The sequence below is a fragment of the Vibrio sp. Vb0667 genome (genome assembly GCF_033391095.1).
In genome coordinates this window covers 404,350-425,896 of the sequence record NZ_JAWPOL010000002.1, presented here as the reverse complement: position 1 = coordinate 425,896, position 21,547 = coordinate 404,350, and the positions used below count along the sequence as shown (strand labels likewise).

Sequence of the window (21,547 nt, the reverse complement as noted above, 5' to 3'; positions counted from 1 at the left end):
GAATGTCGCTATGTCTAAAGTCACTTTCAAAAATCTCAATGGTCAAGGTATTGAGATTTCAGCGGTTATCAACTTCCCTACAGATTTTGATGCAAGTAAACAATATGCGGCGGTTGTTGTTTCACACCCAGGTGGTGGCGTAAAAGAGCAAACCGCAGGCCTATATGCGAGTAAACTTGCAAAAAGCGGCATAATTGCCATTGCGTTTGACCGTTCGTATCAAGGTGAAAGTACAGGTGAGCCTCGCCAAATGGAAAACCCTTACACGAGTACTGAAGACGTGAGCGCAGTCGTCGACTATCTGACAACGTTAGAGTACGTCGATAACGATAAAATTGGCGCAATGGGGATTTGTGCTGGTGCGGGCTATAGTGCAAATGCAGCGATCAATGATCGTCGAATCAAAGCACTGGGTATGGTTAGTGCCGTAAACATTGGCCAAATGTTCCGTAATGGTTGGGATAATTCGGTTAACGATGCTGACGCTGTTGGTTACTTAGAATTTGGTTCGAATGCTCGCACAACCGACACGAATGGTACAGAATTCGCGACTATTCCTCTAGCTCCGATGCGTGAAGAAGATGCCTCAAATGCAGAGCTACGCGAAGCTTGGGAGTATTACCACACACCACGTTGTGAACATCCAAATGCGCCGGGTTTTGCTCTAACTCGTAACTTAAACCAGATCATTACTTACGATGCGTACCACAAAGCGGAAGCATTCCTAACTCAGCCAATTCTTGCTGTCGTTGGTAGTGACGCAGGCAGCAAATGGATGAGTGATGACCTGATAGAACGTGCAGCGAGTTCAGATAAAACCTTGTATGCCATTGATGGTGCAAACCATATGTCGCTTTATGATGTTGCCGAATACGTCGATGACGCAGTATCCCAACTCGCATCTTTCTTCCAACGCACTCTTTAATATTCCCGATGAAAGGCTCAATTGCTTCGAGCCTTTCTGCTCTCAAGGCTTTTTACTCTTAAGGTATTGATTATGAATATGCAAAAAATCACTTTTAGAAATGCTGATATGGCTTGGGATATGTCTGCATTAATTTTATTTCCAGAAGGCTTCAATGAATCGAAACGCTACCCAACAATGATAAGCGTTCATCCTTTTGGTAGTTGTAAAGAACAAACATCCAGCGCTGTCTATGGTAAAGCCCTTGCTGAGTTAGGTTACGTCGTGATCGCATTTGACGCGAGCTTCCAAGGAGAATCGGGAGGATTGCCTCGCTACGTAGAAGACCCAAGTCAACGTGTTGAAGATATCAGTCGCGTTATCGACTATGCAGTAACTTTACCATATGTCGATGAGAATAGAATTGGTGGACTCGGTATCTGCGGCGGTGGTGGTTACATGATCAATTCAGCCCTAACCGAAAAGCGCTTGAAAGCTGTCGTAGGTATTACGCCTGTTAACTTAGGCCGCTTGTTCCGTGAAGGCTTTAGTATGTACGACCCTATCGCCAATCTTGAAGCTATGGCTGCACAGAGAACAGCCGAAGCTCGCGGCTCAGAGCTGAAAATCGATGAACTTCTTCCTCCAAATATTGAATTTGCAAAAGAAAATGGATTAACAGAACGAGACGTGTTCGAAGCTACTGAATACTACAAAACATCACGTGGACAAACCGAAGGTGGTGCAACTCGTATGCTGTTTTCACATGCACAGAAAACACTGAGCTGGGATGCCTTTGCATTTGCCGAAACGTTATTGACTCAGCCTGTTATGGCCGTGGTAGGGCAAAAAGTCGGGGCGTTTGGTGCTTATCGTGATGGGCAGGAAATTTATGGCCGCTCTGTCCAATCAAAAGACCGACAGCTGGTTAATTTGGAAAATTGGTCTCACTATGAACTGTATGACCATCCAGAAGCAGTCGGCATTGCAATGGACAAGGTTTCTGCATTCCTTGAAACACACTTAAAATAATCTAATAAGTTAGAAGCGTTTTGTAGAGTTGCAAAGCGCTTATTTTTAACAGCGTAAGATGTAGTTCGAAGCGAGTAGGTCGGTAAATCTTCGTGCGAATAACCTCATCCACAGGCTATTGACTAAATACCACTGCCAAATACTGTTTAAGACAATGTACACTGAAACCTAATTAAAGGCGTTAGATAGGAATGAAGTTTAATTTATGCGCAAATCAGATAAGAAGGTCGAGAATCTAATTAGAGAAGTGTTGACCGAAGTTTGTGAAGATACGCTAAAAGGCTACGATGGCTTTCTTTGGGTGACTCATACCGTCAAATTCTCTTCTTTTCCACAAAGTTTAGAAATAGTCTGTGTATTCGAAACGAAGCAAGATCGAGCTAACTTTTTTGAAGGAGAGGGCCGCCAGCATGTTTCCACAACTATTCAAAAGGCATTTAATAAGGTAGGAGTGCAACTAAAGAACGTCAGTAAGCAAATCAGTTACGATACAAAACAAAAGCATTAGCGCAGGCAGCAATGGTCCGTAATAAAATGGTGCTTGGCTACCTTGCTATAAAAATGCAAAGGGCACTGGATGGGCAATGAAGCTTCAGCTCACTTAGATATACATCGGTGTAACTATGAGTTATGGAGTTATGGAGTTATGGATTGTGAATACGGTTGGTTTTCTAATGTTGCCTTAAGAGGCCATGATTAGTCGTTGACAATGAGTAAAGTACAAACTTCTGCATGGTGGATATCCGCAGAAAATTATTGAAAAGAAAGGCTCTAGCTGGAGCGGTCTATCATTTTCTTTGGGTTACCTCGACTATGAATAGCTTAATTGCTATGTTTCGCAAAATATATGGATATTCTTCTGCTCGTTATCTTCAGATGCCGTGCAGAATAATGTGTTGACCGGCTGAGGGAAAAATGAAAACCAAAATAAAAATGTCTTTTCTACTCGCTACATTATGTGTCAGTGCCAGCGCCAGTACGAATGAGCCGAAATACCATTCTGCGCTAACAATCAAAACGGCATTCAGTGAAGACAGAGACAAGCCAGTAGAAGTCTATTATTGGTATCCCACAACGAACGAAAAAAACAATTTCACGTTTGGTAGGGGGAACATTTTTAAATCAGTCGAAACGCAGTTAGATGCCCCTTTAGCAAGTGGAAAATTTCCCGTTGTGCTTTTGTCGCAGGGCGGAACACGGTCAGCGTTTTCCCACAGTGGTTGGATAGCCTCGAGCCTGGCGCAACAAGGTTATGTCGTTGTGGTACCAAAGCCTCCTGCACCGAACGAAATCAATGCAGAAATGGCTGTTGATGAAATCACATTCAGAACCAGTGATTTGGTGCTTGGGCTGAACGAATTAAGTTCGGTCGGGATACTGTCCGGAGGCGTAGATACTGATGCAGTGCAGGGGGTCGGCTTTTTTCTGGGCGGCACATCTATGCTGATGCTCTCCGGAGCGCAAATAAGCCCGGAGAAATATCGAACATCGTGTCACAACGCCACCAATGTAGACTGTCATTGGTTACGTGAAAATAACGTTGATATTACCAGCATCCCGGATCAAAAATTCCCCCGATTTCAGTCTGAAAACAAACTGAAATCGGTCGTCGTTATCAACCCTGAGCTAACGAAAACTTTTGTCCCTGAAACTCTGGCCTTGATGAACAATGCTATCACCGTGGTGGCGCTCTCTGATCGGCTACATCCCGCACTGACACCAGCCGAATCACTTGTTGCTCTTCCCAATGTGACGTTTCAAGAGATCCCCAGTGCGAGTCAGTTTAGTGCGTTCGCAGAATGTACTGAGCGTGGCATTAAAATTCTCGCATCAGAAGGGGAGGAAGCACTTTGCCAGGAGCGTGACGAGGTTTCCAGAAAGGACAATCACCAGAAAATTTTGGATGTAATTCTGACTAGCCTAACAAAGCCACAAGAATAGCAACAATGTGACACTTTCTTACACATTGTCTGTTCGAGTAAGCAAAGCGAGGAGTAAGTTTTGTGCAGGCTTATCCCTCCACCATAGTGCAAGGCCTACTAGTGACCGTGTTATTTGCTCTAACTAAGTACTTGTACCAACATTTTGAAGCTTAGAAGAACACACAAAATACCAACGATTTTCTTAAGAACTTTATTTGGGAAATACGCTGCACAACGCACGCCGAGGCTAGTAGTTAAGTAGCTACTAATGGAGAAGCTGAGCATTGCAGGAAGGTATATGTATCCTAATACTAAGTTGTTCCAATCTGTGTTTCCCCATCCGTTTAACATGTAACCGAGGCTTCCTGACAGCGCGATAGGGAAACCTATCGCAGCAGAGGTACCAATAGCACGTTTTACCTCAAAATTTTGCTGGACAAGATAGGGGATGATCAACCCCGCACCGCTTATAGAGACAAGTGCTGATACAGAGCCAATCACCGAGCCTACAGTGATATTACCGATAGCTCCATGTGGGTTCGGGTTGTACTCATTTTCAGTGTTGAGGAACATCTTATAAGCAACATACAACATGAATACGCTAAAAAAGCCTGCCAGATAGACGCCTTGTAGATACGATGCTACGAATGTGGCGCAAAATGTTCCGACTAGAACTCCGCTCAACATTTTTACTACCATTGTCGAGTCTACATTCTCTTTTTTGTAGTGAGCGCGCATGCTGCCCAATGTTGTAACAATCATCGAAGCCATTGATGTCCCTAACGCAAGATGGACCACTTCTGTATCAGCTATTCCCTGTAGTGAAAATAGAAACGCAAAAATAGGGACGGCCATTCCACCACCACCCACACCAACGAGTCCTGCGAGAAAGCCAATGCCCAAGCCTGCTGTAATGTAATAGATAATAAAGATAGGTTCGTTCATGATGGTTCTGCCTTCGATAAAATGGTCGTTGCTAAAATGTTACTCGAACGTGAACTTGCTATGGTAACGTTAAGAGGACAGAAAATAATGAATAATGGCCAAAATGGAATTGAGTAAATAAAGTGACAAACTCTGATTACAGCGAGTGGAAAAATGGCGCCGCACTGATCGCTAAGGAGTGGCAGCATGAAAGGAGCGACTTCAACCATTTGGATCAACGGCCACATAATTGGCACAGTCATCATCGAGGCCAGTTACTGTGTATAGATGAAGGGCTAATACAGGTAAAAACCGATGAAGGAACGTGGATACTACCACCTCACCGAGCTGGTTGGATCCCCCCGGGTGCGATGCACAGTGTTTATTTTTGTGGTTCTCTGAAAGGTCGTTCATTACTGTTTACTCCAGAGAGTTGTGAGCGGTTTCCAATGAGACCTTGTGTTATCCAAATGAGCGATGTGTTGAAAGCCCTATCGGTTAGAGCATCGATATGGAGCAAAACAGACGATCTATCCATACAGTCTTTACGTATTCTTGCCGTAATATCCGATGAAATCGTCAATAGCCCTCATGAGTCACTCCACATCCCACTGCCCAGAGATCCGAGACTGCAAAAAGTTACTCAAGCAATTTTAATAGACCCAAACAGCAAGCATTCTGTAGAGCATTGGGCCAATATTGGGGCAGTCTCATCTCGGACGTTAAGACGATTGATTCGAAGTGAGTTAAACATGAGTTTTAGTGAATGGCGGCAACAAGTACTGCTAATACATTCATTAGAAATGATAGCTAGAGGGGAATCGGTGGGAGATATTGCACATGCTTTGGGTTATTCGACGCCCAGCAACTTTATCGCGATGTTTCGTCGGGTCTATGGCGATTCACCTACGCGTTACTTTTCTAATCGCGGAATATAATTTCCGTGCTCGCATGCTCATGATGTTCCCCTAATTATTTTTAATCAAAAAAGGTAAATATTGAAAAGATTAATTGTTATGTTATAACATTGCTTTGTTTGGGGCTACAATTTGTTGTTTAAAGAATTGATCTCACAACCAGTAGTCTCCTATTGAGAGAGAGTAAACGTTGATTTCTTCACAAGCGTTGTCTGACTTGACTCTACATGGGGTGGGACTGTGTCAATATGTCCGTGAACTAGAGCGAAATCGTAACGATTACTAGGTCTCATAGCCGTAGAAAATCAACGTTATTAAAACCTTTACCTGACCTTTTTAACGCTTGGGAGGAAGATATATGAGCATTGATGTAGTTGAGAACCCGCTTCGTGTCCAAACAACATCATCGTTGGCGATATCGACATCAGCGAACATACTTAGCGACATCTACAAACCAGAGCACAATATTGCCATATGGCAGCGAACGCTCTCGAAAGAGTTGACGAAGGACATTAATCTGATGCTGGCACAGGAGCCTAGATTGGCACTGGTACAAAGTGTCACGCCAGATGATGCTGCACAATGGGTACGAAGCAAGTTAGAGGGCTATGCGTGTGCTGATGCGCTGAGTGAAGATGTTGCTTTAATCGTCGATATGTTCTGCTGTTTGTTTGAGGTTAAAGAAGCAGGTTTGAGGCTAACTCGCCTAGACAGCCCGATGTGCCCGAAATTTCACTTTGATCGTGTGCCTTGCAGACTTGTCATAACTTATACCGGCCGAGCGACCGAATGGTTAACCAACGATACCATTGATCGCACTAAACTCGGTGCCGGTAGTCTTGGTCAACCTGATCACCTATCGGGATTATACGACTCTGAAAGTGCAATACGACGAATGCAGCCTGGCGATGTTGCCCTGCTCAAAGGAAGTGGTTGGGAAGGCAATGAAGCCACTGGACTTATACATCGCTCTCCACATGTTGCAGACAATGAACGTCGCTTACTACTCACATTGGATTTCATCTAGAGATATGAGAAAGCTCAAAACGGTAGATGACGTCATGAAGCAGGTAGAGAAAATCTGCCTGCTGCGAGGTAAACAACTCACTACTAAACGGAAATTGATACTGACTTCACTGCTATATGCGGAGAAGCCGCTTTCTGCCTACGAACTAGTTGACTACTGCAATCACAACTTTTCTCAAAACATTCAAGCGATGTCGGTTTATCGAATACTCGATTTCCTTGAAGCAGAGCACTTTGTCCATAAGCTCAATACATCTAGTAAATACGTCGTTTGTTCTCAAATCGCGTGCGATCAGGAGCATGGCGTTCCACAGTTTTTGATTTGCTCTCAGTGTGGAAAGGTTAGTGAAATAGCGGTTGAAGCCAATGTTATTTCTAGCGTATGTGCGAAAGCCATACAAGAAGGCTTCACCGTTCTTAGCCCACAATTTGAGATTTCCTGTGTTTGCGATGAATGCGCAAAGCGCCCCCTATGAGGCGGACACACGATCTCCCCTTATAGCTTCACAAGGTGACCGAGTATTGGCCACCTTTTCAAATTATCTAAAAGAATGAATTATGTCAGCAACATTGATTAAAAACGCTCGGGTGGTCAACGAAAGAGCCATTACCGAAACAGATTTACGTATTGTTGATCTAAGAATTGACAAGATTGCTACTAATATATCCGTACAACACGGAGATATTGTAATTGATGCTAAAGGGGCTTATTTACTGCCAGGCATGATTGACGATCAAGTGCATTTCCGAGAACCTGGGCTGACACATAAAGGCACAATTGCAAGCGAGTCGCGGGCAGCGGTAGCCGGCGGTATTACAAGCTACATGGAAATGCCCAATGTTAGTCCGGCTACAACGACTATTGACTCGTTAGAGCGCAAGTTCGCTCTCGCTAAAGAAAGCTCGTTTGCGAATTATTCTTTCTACCTCGGTGCAACCGAAGACAATCTTGAACAGATTAAACAACTTAACCCCAAACAACATTGTGGTGTGAAAGTATTTATGGGGGCATCAACAGGAAATTTGTTAGTCGAAGATCCGCAAGCGTTAGAGTCAATTTTTCGTGACTCTCCAGTACTCATTGTTACTCATTGTGAAAGTGGGACTGTTATTAAACAAAACCAGCAAAAGCAAAGGCTTAAGAAGCCAGGTTTCACTATCGAAGACCATCCCATTTTGCGTGACGAAGAGGCCTGTTACGCTTCATCTTCTTATGCGGTAGAACTTGCCAAAAAGTATCACAGCCAACTGCATGTGCTGCACATCACAACGGCGAAGGAGCTAGCACTTTTTGACGAGGGAGACATTCGAGATAAATCAATCACCGCGGAGGCTTGTGTTCACCATCTTTGGTTCAGCAACAAAGATTATGGCGCTCTTGGTAATTTGATCAAATGTAATCCTTCAATCAAGTTTCCTAGTGACCGCGATGCGTTGTTAAAAGCGTTAAATACGGGGCAAATAGATATCATTGCAACAGATCACGCTCCTCACACTTGGCAAGAAAAACAAGTGCTTTACGAGCAGGCTCCAGCCGGACTGCCGTTAGTTCAGCATGCGTTACTTACTCTCTTCGAGCATGTCCGTTTAGGTCATATGAGTTTGACTCAAGTAGTCGAAAAAACTGCGCACAACCCGGCCATTCGCTATGGCATTCAAGGCCGAGGTTTTATTCGTGAAGGTTACTACGCCGATTTGGTGTTGGTTGATGCTCATACCCCAACACGAGTTAGCAACGAAAACAGTTTATATCACTGTGGTTGGTCGCCTTTTGCTGGACATGAATTTTCAGCTCAAATTCAAAAGACTTGGGTCAATGGCGCGCTAGTTTATGCCAATAACAAAGTCATCGATAAACCAGCTGGAGCGATGCGTTTATCCTTCAATCGTTAAGTCGCTGACCGTAAAAAAAGAGCCATAAACAAACTGGAAGCATTATGTTAAGAAGAAACCCAACGGGCCATATGCCACAGGTGTCCTCAACAGCCTTTATCGATCCAACCGCTATTATCTGTGGCAAAGTCATTATTGAGGATAACGTTTTTATTGGACCCTATGCTGTTATTCGAGCTGACGAAGTTAATAACCATGGAGACATGGAAGCTATCGTCATCAAACGTGACACCAATATCCAAGATGGTGTCGTAATTCACTCTAAGGCAGGGGCTGCGGTGACCATTGGTGAGCGCTCATCCATTGCTCATCGTTCGATTATTCATGGTCCTTGCCAGGTTTGTGATGATGTTTTCATTGGCTTCAACTCCGTCGTGTTCAATAGCGTCATCGGTGAGAGGTGTGTTATTCGTCATAACTGTGTCGTCGATGGCCTCGATTTACCCGCTTATTTCCATGTACCACCGATGACCAATATTGGTGTCGGTTTTGATTTAGAGAGTATCTCTAAAGTGCCGCCAGAATATTCAGCTTTTTCCGAATCCGTCGTTTCTGCCAACCATGAACTAGTCCAAGGCTACCGGAGAATTGCCAATGAACTTTAATAAGCCACTGATTTCGCGAGTGCCGACTAACATCATCACTGGCTTTCTCGGGGTGGGGAAAACATCGGCAATAATGCACTTATTGACCCATAAACCGAGTCATGAACGTTGGGCTGTATTGGTCAATGAATTTGGCGAAGTTGGTATTGATGGCAGCTTGTTACAAGGCCAAAAAAAACAACAAGACCAAGTGTTTATTCGAGAGGTCCCCGGGGGATGTATGTGCTGTGCAGCAGGTCTTCCGATGCAAATCGCCTTAAATCAATTATTGTCTGAAGCAAGGCCAGATCGATTGTTGATTGAGCCTACAGGCCTTGGTCATCCTAAAGAAGTACTGCAAGTGCTATCGACCGAGTATTATCGTCAAATTCTCGCTTTGCAAAAAAACATTACTTTAGTCGATGCACGTAAACTATCGGATCCTAAGTACACTGAGCATGAAACGTTTAACCAGCAAATCACTATCGCAGATACAGTGGTAGGTAATAAGCGCGATCTCTATCAAGATGAAGATGAGCAAAAGCTGACGGCTTATATAGCAAAGCTCGGTCTGCGGGAAACAAAAGTGATTTTCGCTGAACATGGCGCTATCCCTTTTCATGAATGTGAGGGAGCGACTCGTATTGACGTGCAAAAAACGCCCTCTGTTCTTTATCGTGAAAGAGAGAAAAAGTCACTTGTTCCTGAGTTGCCTATGCCTGAGAGTGGCATTCTAAAAGCAACCAATCAGGGGGAAGGTTTCTACAGTATCGGTTGGCGTATCTCCGCTGAAAACGTGTTCGATCATCAAAAGCTGAGATTATTGCTGCTCGACCTCAAGGTCGAACGAACGAAAGCGGTTTTTATCACGGGAAGCGGTATTTTTGGTTACAATCTAACATCAGATGGACTCACAGAGTTTGAACTAGACGAGTGTTCAGAAAGCCGCCTAGAACTGATCTCTTCCGGTCTAGATGACCAATTTGAAGATAGATTATTTCGATGTTTGGAGAAGGCATCATGATAGAAAAGAGAAAACTCTCCTTTTAACCATAATGTCTTACCTCCTTAAAATTCTAGTGGGGTTTCTTTTAAAGCTGCGCTTAGGGCACTTATGCTGCCGTATTAGGGTGGGGTTAGTACCCGTATTTTCTGCCTATGCGGTTCAGGCACAGTTTTATTCATGGGGTGAGGTATCCACGTTACACGTGGCCTAATTACTTGCTTTAAGTTACACGGAAGAAACACGTCTTTTTTTAGCGAGGGCCATTGCTATATTTGCGGTACTGTAGGCGCTCTCATTGATAAAGTGCGGGTAAATTTCCCCTTTGCCATTCCAATGGATATCATAACCAGCGAAAGTCGCTAATAAAGGTGCTCCTGGTTTGACCGCCTCAAAATCTCTGCCACAAATAGTAGGGTGTACTAGTGCTTGCCGCATACCCTCTTGATCAAGTGGAACCCTGATTTCTTCGGTGTAAAAAAACGCCTCATAATCGCTCAGTAAGCCTATTTGGTTGAGGTTGTGCTTTTCAACATAGTCCAATACTGCGGTAAGCATCTGTTTCATCAACTCCAACGTACTGTACTCTAGCGCACCATGTGCTTGCGCCCCGACCTCAATCATTATTCCATATTGCCCAGCAGTACAAAGGTAAGGTTGCTCTTGCCATTCTTTTCGCTCTTCGAAAAGGATATGTGCTGATGGCATTCGTTGTTTGACGTACGCGCCCAGTTTCCGATAAAACACATCGTTAGAAAGCAAAATCAACGTCGCTCCCATATTGCTTGTTGTATTGTGCAGGTCAACAATCAACAGTTTTTCTTGGTTTGCATATTTCTCGATAAATTGATGTGCAATCTTGCTTTCATGCAAATCAGGACAATGATTGCTATTCATTGCTGAGAACTCGCGATTTAAGTCTGTATCGATGTATCGGACGTTGTGTTTTACTGCTTCGGAGTTTGCGATGATCGAGCAGGCTGAAAAGGTTGATCTATTGACAGAGTAACGTTTTTCTTTGATTAGTTTATGTAAATAAATACCAGAAAGTTCGTTTCCGTGTGTTCCTGCAACGATCAGTGCTGAATTGAATGTGTTCATTATTGATCCTTCTCAAAGAGAATGGGTTGAATGACTGGTCTTCTCTTAGCCAATCCAGTGAACTGAATAAACGTTTACTAAACTGAGTAAAAGCAATCTTAGATATGTTATAACATAACAATCGTTATTATTGTTACTTAGTTTCTCATGAGTCAGTTTAAATTTATTGCTTTAATCGTTGCTGTGTTTTGTTTTTCGGTCGCTTTGCTTCTACCTACAGAGGATGAGCCAAATCAAGATAGTCACAGCGTTCAACTGAATCAAAGCAGTGATTCGTCACCACCTCCATCATCAAAGATAGTGGTTCCCTCAGATGTCAGTTTGACTCCGTTGCCTAAACCTAAACAAATACACTATATAGTTAAAGTGGGAGATACGCTCAGTGGTATCTTCGCTCAATTGGGTCTCCCTTACGGTATTTTGCAGCAAATTCTCTCAGTTGATCTTGATCACCTCCAGCTAGATATGATTCAGCCCGGAGAAGAGCTTGAATTAGTGATGGATGACATGGGGCAATTGAGTCGACTAATTTATCATATGAGCCTTGTAGAGAAGGCTATCTACACTAGAGAAAACGATGGCTCCTTCTCTTACGAATTTCAGGAAATTTCAGGGGAATGGCGTGAAACCTTATTTTCGGGAGAAATCAAAGGGAGTTTTTCAGTCTCGGCACATCGAGTAGGATTGGCATCAGGCCACGTCGCAAATATTACGCAGGTGATGAAAGATAAGATTGATTTTGCGCGATCTCTTAGAGCCGGTGACCGTTTCGATATATTAGTGAAACAGCAATATTTAGGTGAACACAAAACTGGCAATAGTGAGATTAAGGCTATTTCTTTTAACTTAGCGAGGGGCGAAGTCGCTGCATTTCTAGCCGAGGATGGACGGTTCTATGATAGAGCTGGTAACAGTTTGGAGCGAGCGTTTAACCGTTATCCTGTCGATAGGGCATACCGCCGAATCACCTCTGGGTTTAACCCTAAGCGTAAACACCCAGTGACGGGAAGAGTCACCCCGCATAACGGAACGGATTTCGCGACACCAATCGGTGCGCCAGTTTATTCTACTGGGGATGGAAAAGTAATTGCGGTCCGCAAGCACCCTTATGCCGGTAATTATTTAGTGATTGAACATAACAGTGTGTACAAAACTCGTTACCTACACTTGAATAAAATCTTGGTTAAAAAAGGTCAAGTTATAAAGCGTGGGCAAAAAATAGCCCTCTCTGGGAATACTGGTCGTTCAACCGGACCACATTTACATTTTGAAGTTTTAGTTCGTAATCGTCCGGTTGATGCAATGAAAGCCGACTTACCTATCGCGAAGTCGCTTCCTAACATCCAGAAACCTTCGTTTTTGGCGCGAGTATCAGAGTTTGATTATCTAGTAGAAACGAAAAACTGAGTCCCGACAATTTGTTAGGGCTCAGTTATGCTATTTTGTGTTGTGAGGTTGGAGCAATAGGTGAGTGTCAATATGTGTTCCTAGAAGAATAATGACTGCGATTTTTTCTTTTACGTGCGCCCACATCCGCAACATCGGACACTTTGCAACAACCTCCGCCTTTGATCGGCCTACGTGAAAACATCACACCAATCGCGAGCATCGCAATACAACTTAGGAAAATAAGAACGGTAAGAACTAAAGTCATAACACCACCTCCTATAAATCGCTGTATTGTCATCTTTCTCCAATTTTATAAACAAAGCAATGGTCGTTTTGTAACCACTTATTATTTTTATCAATAGTCAGACCTTTGCTGGTGATGAAACGTGATGAGAAACGAAGGAGAGTTCTGAGAAATCAGCCCCTGTGATCTTTACCGATTCTTAAGTTTTGCGTCTAAGACAGCAATTGGATTCCTTCTATAACTCACTAAGCTGTTATGTTATAACATGCGTTCATCCAGAGTTTGTAGGTCAAAAGTATGCCATCAATTCCAGTCACCATTTTGCATGGGTTTCTCGGGTCCGGGAAAACCACGTTTTTACGCAACATTCTTCAACAAGCCGATTCTTCTGGTATTGATCTGTCCGTTATTGTTAATGACATGAGTGAGTTAGACGTCGATGGCGTGCTTATCTTAAATACCGATGCGGTGAGTGAAGAGCAGGGCAACTTTGTTACGATCAGTGGAGACAGCATCAGCAGCCTGAGTGGTGTAAAGCAGCTCGATAAAGCCCTTAAAAAGCTCTGCGCAGAAAAATCGCCAGAATGGGTTGTGATTGAAACGTCGGGCAGTAGTCATCCTTTACCTTTGGTCGAGTACTTCAAAAGTAACGCACAATTCGCACTCAAAGACGTAATTACGTTGGTGGATGCGACTTGGTTGCGAGATGACTATCGACAAGGTTCTGCCTTAATCCCTAAGTGGCAGGAGAACGTGCAGCAGGGTGTTCGCGGCGTTGAAAACTTGTTGGTAGAGCAAATCATGTTCTCAAACCGTATCATGCTCACCAAGACGGACAAAGTGGACGACAATACCGTTCGCAACATCGCGCAGGCGATTCACCCGCTTAACGTTTACACCGAGATAATCAAAACGTCGTGGGGAAACTTGGATATCCGCATGTTGAAAGGTGAGCAAGACTACAATTTCTTCCTTGTTGAGCAGTTAATCGCAGAACTTCGTGAGACGGTGAATGAGCCGTTGAATCTCTCTGATAAAGACGAACAAAGCCTTGTCGCGAAAGTGATCAAAGATGATCGACCTTTTCATCCTGCGCGTTTGTGGAATACCTGCCACCAGTATTTAACTAAAGGTGTGTTCCGCAGTAAAGGGTTCTTTTGGTTTCCAACTCGAGACGATGTTTCACTGCTTTGGAGCCAAGCAAGCGGCAATGTGGGGCTTGAAATTACAGGCTTTTGGCGCGCTTCGGTAATCAATGACGAATCGCAAAACTTCACTGAGGAACATCGTCAAATCCTGCAAGATAAGATAGACAGTGTTGAAAGCCGCTTTGGTGATCGTCGTTGTCGCTTAACGGTGATTGGGCAGGAAAACGAAGTCGATGCGTTTATTGATGCGCTGGAAAACTGCTTTTTAACGGAAGGGGAATTGGAGCAATGGCAACAAGGGGCAACATTTGAAGATCCTTGGCCAAAGAAAATAGCTAAGTTGAGCCAGAAGAAGACGGTTTGAATGCGCTGGTGAGGATTCCCTCGCTGCATGCTTGAATCTCAGCTTGTTCCAAGACGGACTTGCTGCGTTGGTTCTATATAACAAAATTGGCTCAGTGTAACTAAAAAGCCTCCCGAATGGTGGGAGGCTTTTTTGTATCTCAGTCGTTTACTGTTCCCATTCAGGGAAAGGGTCTTCCAGAGATAACCAATAGTCGAGCCCTTGCTCCATCTCATCTTCTGTTAACAAGCATTCGTTAAGACGAGCAATCAATTTCTCTTGCTCTAATCCCTGACCAATAAACACCAATTCTTGTCGCATATCGCCGTATGGTTCTTGCCAAATGTCGTTTATAGCATCTAGGTAATCTTGATCCGTCGGCCACTCCTCCTTCGGAATCGCTTTCCAAAACATACCCGCAACACCATAACGTGCGATGCCTCCCGCTTGGCTCCATTGGCCGACAAACTCTGGTCTGGTTGCTAGCCAAAAGTAACCTTTGGAACGAATCAGTTTGCCGTAATCTTTCGCATTGTGGAGGAAGTCGTAAAACTTCTCTGGATGGAAAGGGCGTCTCGCATGATAGGCAAAGCTGGAAATGCCGTATTCTTCGGTTTCAGGTATGTGCTCGCCTCGCATTTCCTTCAACCAACCTGGGGCTTGTTGTGCCTTTTCAAAACTGAAGCTTTGTGTGTCGAGTACCGCATCAAGTTCTACTTCACCATTCGAGATAGGAAGAATAGTGGCCGATGTATTGAGAGTTTTAAGAATAGCAAGAAGCCTTTCGATTTCTGATTTCTCAGCGAGGTCGGTTTTACTTATCAAGATAACGTCAGCGAACTCTACTTGATCAACGAGCAAGTCGGCGACGCTGCGTTCATCGTCTTCACCTAAGGATTCGGCTGTCTCTGTTAAGAACTTAGCTTCATCGTAATCACGCAGAAAGTTAATCGCATCAACTACTGTAACCATGGTGTCTAAACGTGCAACGTCTGAAAGTGAGAGCCCGTTTTCATCGGCAAAAGTAAAAGTCTCTGCAACGGGGAGTGGCTCGGCGATGCCAGTGGACTCGATAACTAAGTAATCGAATCTGCCTTCTTGCGCGAGTTTAGTAACTTCTTCAAGTAGATCCTCACGCAGGGTACAACAGATGCAGCCGTTACTCATTTCAACCAACTTTTCTTCACTGTGGTTGAGAGAAACTTCATTCTGAACGGTCGCTGCGTCGATGTTGACTTCGCTCATGTCGTTGACGATGACCGCCACTTTTCTGCCTTGTCTATTGTTAAGAATATGACTTAAAACGGTTGTTTTTCCTGCGCCTAGAAAGCCGGACAAAACCGTAACAGGGAGTTTCTGGGTGTTCATGCTCATGCTCTTTATAGTGTAATGTTATAATATAACAATTAATATAGTCGGTGATCTTAACTCTGGCATCAAGCAGTTTGTGACTGTGTCGAGTACTGCACCTTATTGGCGCATTCATTCGTCGTTAAGTTATACAGATTCAGATGTACGGAATTTAGAGAGCGAACTCTTATCTCGGTGTGGAGGTTCTATGAACGAAGAGAAAAAGCATGTCATGACAGAAGAAGAAATTCTTGCAGCGCCCGAGGCGGATTATATGAATGAAGCTCAGCTCGCATTTTTTGAAAACCGATTATTTGAGCTTTATGAATCGACGTTAGCGCATATTGAACGCGCGAAAGAAGAGATGATTGCGCCAATGGAATTCAGTGACGAAAGCGATAGGGCGTCCAGTGAGGAGCAATCTGCAATCGCATTAAGAATCATAGATAGAGAGCAAAAGTTGTTACCTAAGATTCAACAATCGTTGGCTCGCTTGCGCACAGGGGAGTATGGCTATTGTTTAGAGTCCGGAGAACCTATCGGCATTCCAAGGTTATTGGCACGACCTACTGCTGAATATAGTGCAGAAGTAAAAGCTCAAATGGAGTCAAAAGAGCACTGGTATAAACACTAAAGCCTCACTATCTTATGACGTCGATATTCTTCTCGTTCACTTGTTTTTTTTGATGTTCTCTGAGAAGTCTAAAGCGATGGCGACTACCGTTAGGTATGGTAGTCATTACCTTTGAGATATTAATAGTTATCGATAGGATAGAAGTAAGTTCTGTATTGTAAATAACGCACCATTTTTGTTTTTCTGAATGAGCTCTCGCTATGTTAGCGTCAAACATTTTCTCTGCTACTTCAAGCTGATCTTCTATCCTTAAAGCTAAATTGGTACTGGAGAAGTAGCATGATTGACTTTGTGGCAACTTTTATCTTTTTCTTTGCTGTCATCGATCCCATAGGTACTGTGCCCGTTTTTATCGCAACCACAAAAAGCTATGAAGAAGTGGCAAAGCGTAAGGTCGCTCTGTTTGCGACTCTATTCTCCGCTGCTATCCTACTGTTTTTTGTTGTTGCTGGTGAAATCATACTTACAGCAATGCGTATTCCCTTGTCTGCGTTTCAAATCTCGGGCGGTATCGTATTGTTCTTGTTTGCTTTGACTATGATATTTGGTGAGAGTAAACCAGCAGAAGAAATCAGAACGCTCAATAGTCATCATGATACAGCAGTTTTTCCTCTAGCCATTCCATCAATTGCTAGCCCTGGCGCAATATTAGCCGCCGTTTTACTCACAGAGAACGTGCGGTTTAATATTTGGGAGCAAGTCCAGACCGTGGCTATGATGCTGCTGGTACTATTGGTTGTTTATATCTTGCTATTAATGGCCAGCGGCATACACAGGATTATTGGGAATACAGGAGCTAGTGCTGTAAGTCGGATCATGGGGTTGATATTAGCCGCTGTGGCCACGACCAACACTCTGAATGGGATTGAAAGTTACTTTGACCTTTAAGGCTTTTTCGCAAACTGAGCTGAAGGTATACGTTAAGAGCTAATTTTACGGCGAGATGACCGACCACCTGACAATCACTTTTCTGGCTGTTACTTCTAGCCGGATGTAATCCTTCAGGCTACTCGTGACGACCTTGTTTAAGAGGACCACGGAAAAGTTGAAAGTAAAATGCATAGATGTTGAGGGTATATATCAGATGGGGGAACTGGAGCAACACTTGCCCCCATTGAGCTGTGCCAATACTCAAAGATTAGCTGCTAGAAAACAATATCGATAATTTCTCCGCTTAGGCACTACTCTATAATCTTGTAGTCTCGCAGTATATAGAGCCTAGCATGGAGGAATTTATTAGCTTCAACGTGCCAAGACAAGACTTTTTCATGCCGTGAGAGTATCTGAAAAGTCGGGAGGCTGAGAAGTTTATTCAGTATGGCTCTTATTGGGCAGTTTATGGATCAGCCAGTAACCAAGACTCATACTAAGAACTACAGCCGCAATTCCAATCAGGTACATTGGAGACAAGGTTTCAAAGTCTATAATAATGACCTTTCGGGAGATTGCCATCAGCGCGGTGGCCATGACGATTTTTACATGAATAACATTTTCTCTCAGGTAAATAGTTATATTGATGAAAATTTCAATAGCAATTAAAACGGCCATAAAAGCACCAAAAGTGGCTAGCATATCTGAAATCGTCAGAATGAGTTTAGGTGGCGTGATAAGTTTTTGATATATCGTCCATGCAACATCTATCACACCCATGACGATTACAAACAACATAACTATCGACAATACTCTTACAGACCAATGAATCACTATCTGTAATTTTTTTGTTAACTTATCATTTTTATCGACTTCCATGGCCCTGTTTCCTTCGCTTGTTTATGTTCACTTAACCTTCATATGTTGAAGCTAGACAATTGAATACATGTCGTTTAAAGCATAGTTGCTGTGGTGAGAGATAGAAGCGTCCGAGGGAAGGAAGTTATGAAACTTAGGAGTGGGCACAATGTTGGACACATAATGTAATCTCTGGTGTCATGCGTTATTACCTCATTACCTCATTACCTCATTACCTCATTGCCTCATTTCTGATCGTGACGAGTCGACTGGTGAGGTGGTGATTCATCACCTTCACGGCAAACTGAATGAGCGGATACCACAACGTATTGATACTGGGCAAATCGATGCGCTTGTTGCTGGTTCCTCCGTGCGTTGTTAATAGAAATACAAGCGAATAAGGAGTGGGTAATCGCTCAAAAGTCGGGTGGAAAAGCGGTAAAATGGCGAAAATTATTGGAACTAAGTCAAGGCCCTTTTTTTAAATGAAAAGGCTTATTGATCTGAACACACCACTTCTCCATATAAGTATATCCACAAATACAAACCTCAAATTGGCGATAAAGAGCTTTAATATTGATAAATATATAAACAGCTTGGGCGCTGAAGAAATTTCAGTATACTGCGCTTAGGTTACACTGGAGAAAAAATCGCCGTATTCCCTGCGGGGTCCTTTGATAAGAAATAGAAATCGCGTTTGAATATGCAACCAAACGATTTTGCCGCTTGCAGTTTATTCGGTATACAAATAATAAACCTTTGACTAATCCGAAGGTCGGTCAAATGAGAGAAAGTCATGTTTTTTAATAAGTCGCTTCAACAAGAAAATCAACGATTAAAGCAGGAGTTGCAAATCCTGCAGCAAATCCAAACCAGTTTAGATGAAGAGATGATCCGCTTAACATTGGATAGTAAAGGCATCATTACTTCTGCAAATACTAAGCTACAGCAAGAACTTTTCTTACATGATGATGAGATCTTAACGAAATCAATTACTGAATTGGTACCGTCAAATTCGCGCAATACAGATCACTTTCATCGAATGAAGAAAGCCGTCCAAGATAAAGTGTTCTGGAATGGGGCATTGCAAGTACAGAAAGGTAATGGTGAGGAAGCCTGGTTAAGAACGATTATCCAGCCTGTTTTAAATGAGCACAGAGAAGTAGAAAGCTTTTTTGTTTTTGCTTCTGAACTTACGCGAACGATCAAATCATCTCGTGAGCAAGAGGACATGCTAAATGCATTAAGTCGTTCTATGGCGGTGATTGAGTTCACATTAGATGGCCATGTTTTAAAAGCCAACGATAATTTCCTAAACACAATGGGTTATACGCTTGATCAGATTCTAGGGAAGCATCATCGCATGTTTTGTGATCAGGAAGAGTCGAGCTCTCAAGCTTACCGTGAGTTTTGGCAACGTTTAGCAAAAGGGCAATTTTCATCAGAGCGATTCAAACGAGTTAACCGTTATGGTGAAGAGGTGTGGTTAGAGGCTTCATATAACCCAATCCATAACGACAGAGGAGAGCTCTATAAGGTCGTTAAGTTCGCGACAGATATTACCCAGCAGGTGATGCAGGAACAGAAAATGGCCCAGGCTGCGCAATTGGCGAATGAAATCTCGCAAGAAACTGGAACACAAACCCTGCAAGGGCAAGAGGTTATAGGCTCAACGTTAGAAAAGATGCAGATACTTTCCGAGCAAATGCAGCAAGCGAACACCGCGATTGACGAGCTTAAAGCGCACTCATCGCGTATTAGCGAGTTGGTAAATAGCATCAGTGGTATCGCTGACCAAACTAACTTATTGGCGTTAAATGCGGCGATAGAAGCGGCTCGTGCGGGTGAGCATGGTAGAGGTTTTGCCGTTGTTGCTGATGAAGTCAGACAGCTTGCTACAAGAACCAATGCAACCACCGATGAAATTGTCACAATGGTCAGTGAAAACCTACAGCGAACAGATAACGCAGTTAAGCTGATCGCTAAATGCCAAAAAGAAGCACTAGATACGCTAGAGCTCTCTGAAAAAGCAGGCAATGTGATGAATGAAATACAAGATGGCGCTAGCCGTGTTGTAGAGGCCGTGGAGCAATTTAACCGCTCGTTGTAGTTAATCAATAAGTTTTCATTGTCGGGGCGATGGGTAAAAAGCAATTCGCCTTATTCAACCTGTATTGAGGAGCGCTGAAGTCGCAATACTACTCCTGCCGCAGTCAAGTTAAGCGTTTTGAAGGGGAGGTAGTTCGACACCCGGTACAGGTTTTAGCCAGTTTGCTTGCTGTATAGAATGCTAAAGTAATTTAGTATGCGAAAAGGCTTGCCTTAAGACTTTGCCTGCATTTAATGTATCTAGCAGCAGAACTTCAATCTGCGTGACAACAATACAGGAGAGGATCGGGCTTTCACTTTTTCGCTCGACACAAACCCCTTTCAAATTTACACAATAGCGCAGTAAAACTCTCTTGCTGCGCTATTGTGTGTTCCATATTTTGTGAGTACTTATGTTTAACTCAGAACGCAAAGCGACGGTTATTCTGGTTGCGACGACGATGATCGCTGCACTTGGCTGGATATTCTCTAAGGAAACAATACAGGGTTTACCACCTTTTGGCTTTATTGGGGCGCGATTTACTATCGCTTCGCTCTGCTTACTGCCTCTATGTTACCGACCTTTGCTGAAAGCAAACTTAAAAGATGTGCTTTCTGCTGGTGGTGTCGGGCTCCTGTTAGGCAGTGCCGTTATGACATGGATTTACGCTATTTCTATCAGTGATACTCTTGGGGAAGGCGCATTTATCATGAGCCTTTCCATGCTGTTTGTGCCGATTGTTGCATGGGTTATGTTTCGTCAACGACCACAACGAATTTTCTGGCTTTCTTTGCCTATCGCTGTATTAGGTCTTGCTTGTCTTTCTTTAGTTGGTGGCTGGAAACAATCGGCCAGTCAATTGTGGTTTCTTGGTGCAGCACTGGTTTTGGCGCTTCATTTTAATGTGAACAGCAAATACTCTCAAAAACTACCTGTGCTGCTGCTTACTTGCGTGCAACTTTTTTCAGCAGGTTGCTTAGGTTTGTTGGTTTCATTTTTTATGGAATCTTTCCCGGCTGAGGTGGACTCCTCTATTTGGTGGTGGTTTGCGTTGAGTACCTTATTAGCGACGAGCTTGCGTTACGTAATGCAAACCATGGGGCAAAAATTTGTTCAGGCAGGTAACGCTGCTCTAATTATGATATTAGAACCAGTTTGGACGGTTATTCTGAGCGTGCTGTGGTATGGCGAAGTGCTAACGGCAAATAAACTAGTAGGTTGTGTGCTTATCTTATTTTCTCTAATTATTTATCGTACTGGCGGGCGGTTTCGCTTCCCTACTCGAAAGTAGAGCAAATTAACTTGGGTTGGGAGAA

20 protein-coding genes and 1 pseudogene are annotated in these 21,547 nt (G+C 43.4%); 17 read left to right on the top strand and 4 right to left on the bottom strand.

Going from position 1 to position 21,547, the window contains the following annotated elements; genetic code table 11:
- Window positions 1-10: 10 nt before the first annotated feature.
- From R8269_RS04595 to R8269_RS04580, 4 genes are all read left to right on the top strand, one after another.
- Complete coding sequence (locus R8269_RS04595; protein WP_017821078.1) at window positions 11-925, top strand: alpha/beta hydrolase; 915 nt, start codon at window positions 11-13, stop codon at window positions 923-925.
- Window positions 926-997: 72 nt separating this feature from the next.
- Entirely contained in the window at window positions 998-1,936 is a 939-nt protein-coding gene (locus R8269_RS04590) for an alpha/beta hydrolase (protein ID WP_005375705.1), read from the top strand.
- Window positions 1,937-2,141: 205 nt separating this feature from the next.
- The gene (locus R8269_RS04585) at window positions 2,142-2,444 is read left to right on the top strand and encodes a hypothetical protein (protein WP_005375707.1); all 303 of its coding nucleotides are present in this window, start codon (window positions 2,142-2,144) and stop codon (window positions 2,442-2,444) included.
- A 407-nt stretch (window positions 2,445-2,851) separates the two neighbouring features.
- The gene (locus tag R8269_RS04580) at window positions 2,852-3,877 is read left to right on the top strand and encodes an alpha/beta hydrolase family protein (protein WP_064369183.1); all 1,026 of its coding nucleotides are present in this window, start codon (window positions 2,852-2,854) and stop codon (window positions 3,875-3,877) included.
- A 119-nt stretch (window positions 3,878-3,996) separates the two neighbouring features.
- Here R8269_RS04580 and R8269_RS04575 read toward each other — a convergent pair whose 3' ends face one another.
- Window positions 3,997-4,803, bottom strand: a complete 807-nt coding sequence (locus R8269_RS04575) for a sulfite exporter TauE/SafE family protein (protein ID WP_064354623.1) — start codon at window positions 4,801-4,803, stop codon at window positions 3,997-3,999.
- A gap of 122 nt (window positions 4,804-4,925) precedes the next feature.
- Here R8269_RS04575 and R8269_RS04570 point away from each other — a divergent pair, with 122 nt between their 5' ends.
- The 6 genes from R8269_RS04570 (at window position 4,926) to R8269_RS04545 (ending at window position 10,226) form a co-directional block, all read left to right on the top strand.
- On the top strand, window positions 4,926-5,720 hold the full coding sequence (locus tag R8269_RS04570; protein WP_054729357.1) for an AraC family transcriptional regulator: 795 nt from the start codon (window positions 4,926-4,928) through the stop codon (window positions 5,718-5,720).
- A gap of 337 nt (window positions 5,721-6,057) precedes the next feature.
- Entirely contained in the window at window positions 6,058-6,726 is a 669-nt protein-coding gene (locus R8269_RS04565) for a DUF1826 domain-containing protein (protein WP_025767648.1), read from the top strand.
- Between the two features lie 4 nt (window positions 6,727-6,730).
- A complete protein-coding gene (locus R8269_RS04560; RefSeq protein WP_025767649.1) occupies window positions 6,731-7,201 on the top strand; it encodes a Fur family transcriptional regulator in 471 nt (156 codons plus the stop codon).
- An 82-nt stretch (window positions 7,202-7,283) separates the two neighbouring features.
- Window positions 7,284-8,618: a dihydroorotase gene (locus tag R8269_RS04555; protein WP_256913328.1), complete on the top strand. Its 1,335-nt coding sequence runs from the start codon at window positions 7,284-7,286 to the stop codon at window positions 8,616-8,618.
- Between the two features lie 44 nt (window positions 8,619-8,662).
- Complete coding sequence (locus R8269_RS04550; protein ID WP_017821071.1) at window positions 8,663-9,223, top strand: carbonate dehydratase; 561 nt, start codon at window positions 8,663-8,665, stop codon at window positions 9,221-9,223.
- Window positions 9,213-10,226, top strand: coding sequence for a CobW family GTP-binding protein (locus R8269_RS04545; RefSeq protein WP_053307801.1), 1,014 nt, complete (start codon window positions 9,213-9,215; stop codon window positions 10,224-10,226). Before R8269_RS04550 ends, R8269_RS04545 begins: the two co-directional genes overlap by 11 nt.
- Before the next feature lie 207 nt (window positions 10,227-10,433).
- Here R8269_RS04545 and R8269_RS04540 read toward each other — a convergent pair whose 3' ends face one another.
- On the bottom strand, window positions 10,434-11,306 hold the full coding sequence (locus tag R8269_RS04540; RefSeq protein ID WP_053303731.1) for an aspartoacylase: 873 nt from the start codon (window positions 11,304-11,306) through the stop codon (window positions 10,434-10,436).
- A 147-nt stretch (window positions 11,307-11,453) separates the two neighbouring features.
- On the opposite strand from R8269_RS04540, the gene R8269_RS04535 reads away from it, so the two are divergent.
- Window positions 11,454-12,713 (top strand): peptidoglycan DD-metalloendopeptidase family protein, encoded by a 1,260-nt coding sequence (locus tag R8269_RS04535; protein ID WP_054579012.1) that lies wholly within the window; start codon window positions 11,454-11,456, stop codon window positions 12,711-12,713.
- A 523-nt stretch (window positions 12,714-13,236) separates the two neighbouring features.
- On the top strand, window positions 13,237-14,451 hold the full coding sequence (locus R8269_RS04525) for a CobW family GTP-binding protein (protein WP_054576791.1): 1,215 nt from the start codon (window positions 13,237-13,239) through the stop codon (window positions 14,449-14,451).
- A 147-nt stretch (window positions 14,452-14,598) separates the two neighbouring features.
- On the opposite strand, the gene zigA is transcribed toward R8269_RS04525, so the two are convergent.
- A complete protein-coding gene (gene zigA / locus R8269_RS04520; protein WP_005375723.1) occupies window positions 14,599-15,798 on the bottom strand; it encodes a zinc metallochaperone GTPase ZigA in 1,200 nt (399 codons plus the stop codon).
- Between the two features lie 190 nt (window positions 15,799-15,988).
- Between zigA and R8269_RS04515 the strand changes: the two genes are divergently transcribed.
- Both R8269_RS04515 and R8269_RS04510 read left to right on the top strand, forming a co-directional pair.
- Window positions 15,989-16,414 carry a TraR/DksA C4-type zinc finger protein gene (locus R8269_RS04515; protein WP_017635733.1) on the top strand — a complete coding sequence of 142 codons (426 nt, stop codon included), beginning with the start codon at window positions 15,989-15,991 and terminating at the stop codon, window positions 16,412-16,414.
- 279 nt (window positions 16,415-16,693) lie between these two features.
- The gene (locus tag R8269_RS04510) at window positions 16,694-17,302 is read left to right on the top strand and encodes a MarC family protein (RefSeq protein ID WP_054576790.1); all 609 of its coding nucleotides are present in this window, start codon (window positions 16,694-16,696) and stop codon (window positions 17,300-17,302) included.
- A gap of 420 nt (window positions 17,303-17,722) precedes the next feature.
- Here the strand turns inward: R8269_RS04510 and R8269_RS04505 are convergent, their stop codons facing one another.
- Window positions 17,723-18,163, bottom strand: coding sequence for a phosphate-starvation-inducible PsiE family protein (locus R8269_RS04505; protein ID WP_005375731.1), 441 nt, complete (start codon window positions 18,161-18,163; stop codon window positions 17,723-17,725).
- A gap of 775 nt (window positions 18,164-18,938) precedes the next feature.
- On the opposite strand from R8269_RS04505, the pseudogene R8269_RS26675 reads away from it, so the two are divergent.
- From R8269_RS26675 to R8269_RS04490, 3 genes and pseudogenes are all read left to right on the top strand, one after another.
- Window positions 18,939-19,718: pseudogene (locus R8269_RS26675) on the top strand (PAS domain-containing protein); the annotation flags it as partial.
- Window positions 19,716-20,252 carry a methyl-accepting chemotaxis protein gene (locus tag R8269_RS26670; protein WP_372036153.1) on the top strand — a complete coding sequence of 179 codons (537 nt, stop codon included), beginning with the start codon at window positions 19,716-19,718 and terminating at the stop codon, window positions 20,250-20,252. The pseudogene R8269_RS26675 and the gene R8269_RS26670, both read left to right, overlap by 3 nt.
- Before the next feature lie 391 nt (window positions 20,253-20,643).
- Window positions 20,644-21,522, top strand: a complete 879-nt coding sequence (locus R8269_RS04490) for a DMT family transporter (protein WP_005375761.1) — start codon at window positions 20,644-20,646, stop codon at window positions 21,520-21,522.
- Window positions 21,523-21,547: the final 25 nt, after the last annotated feature.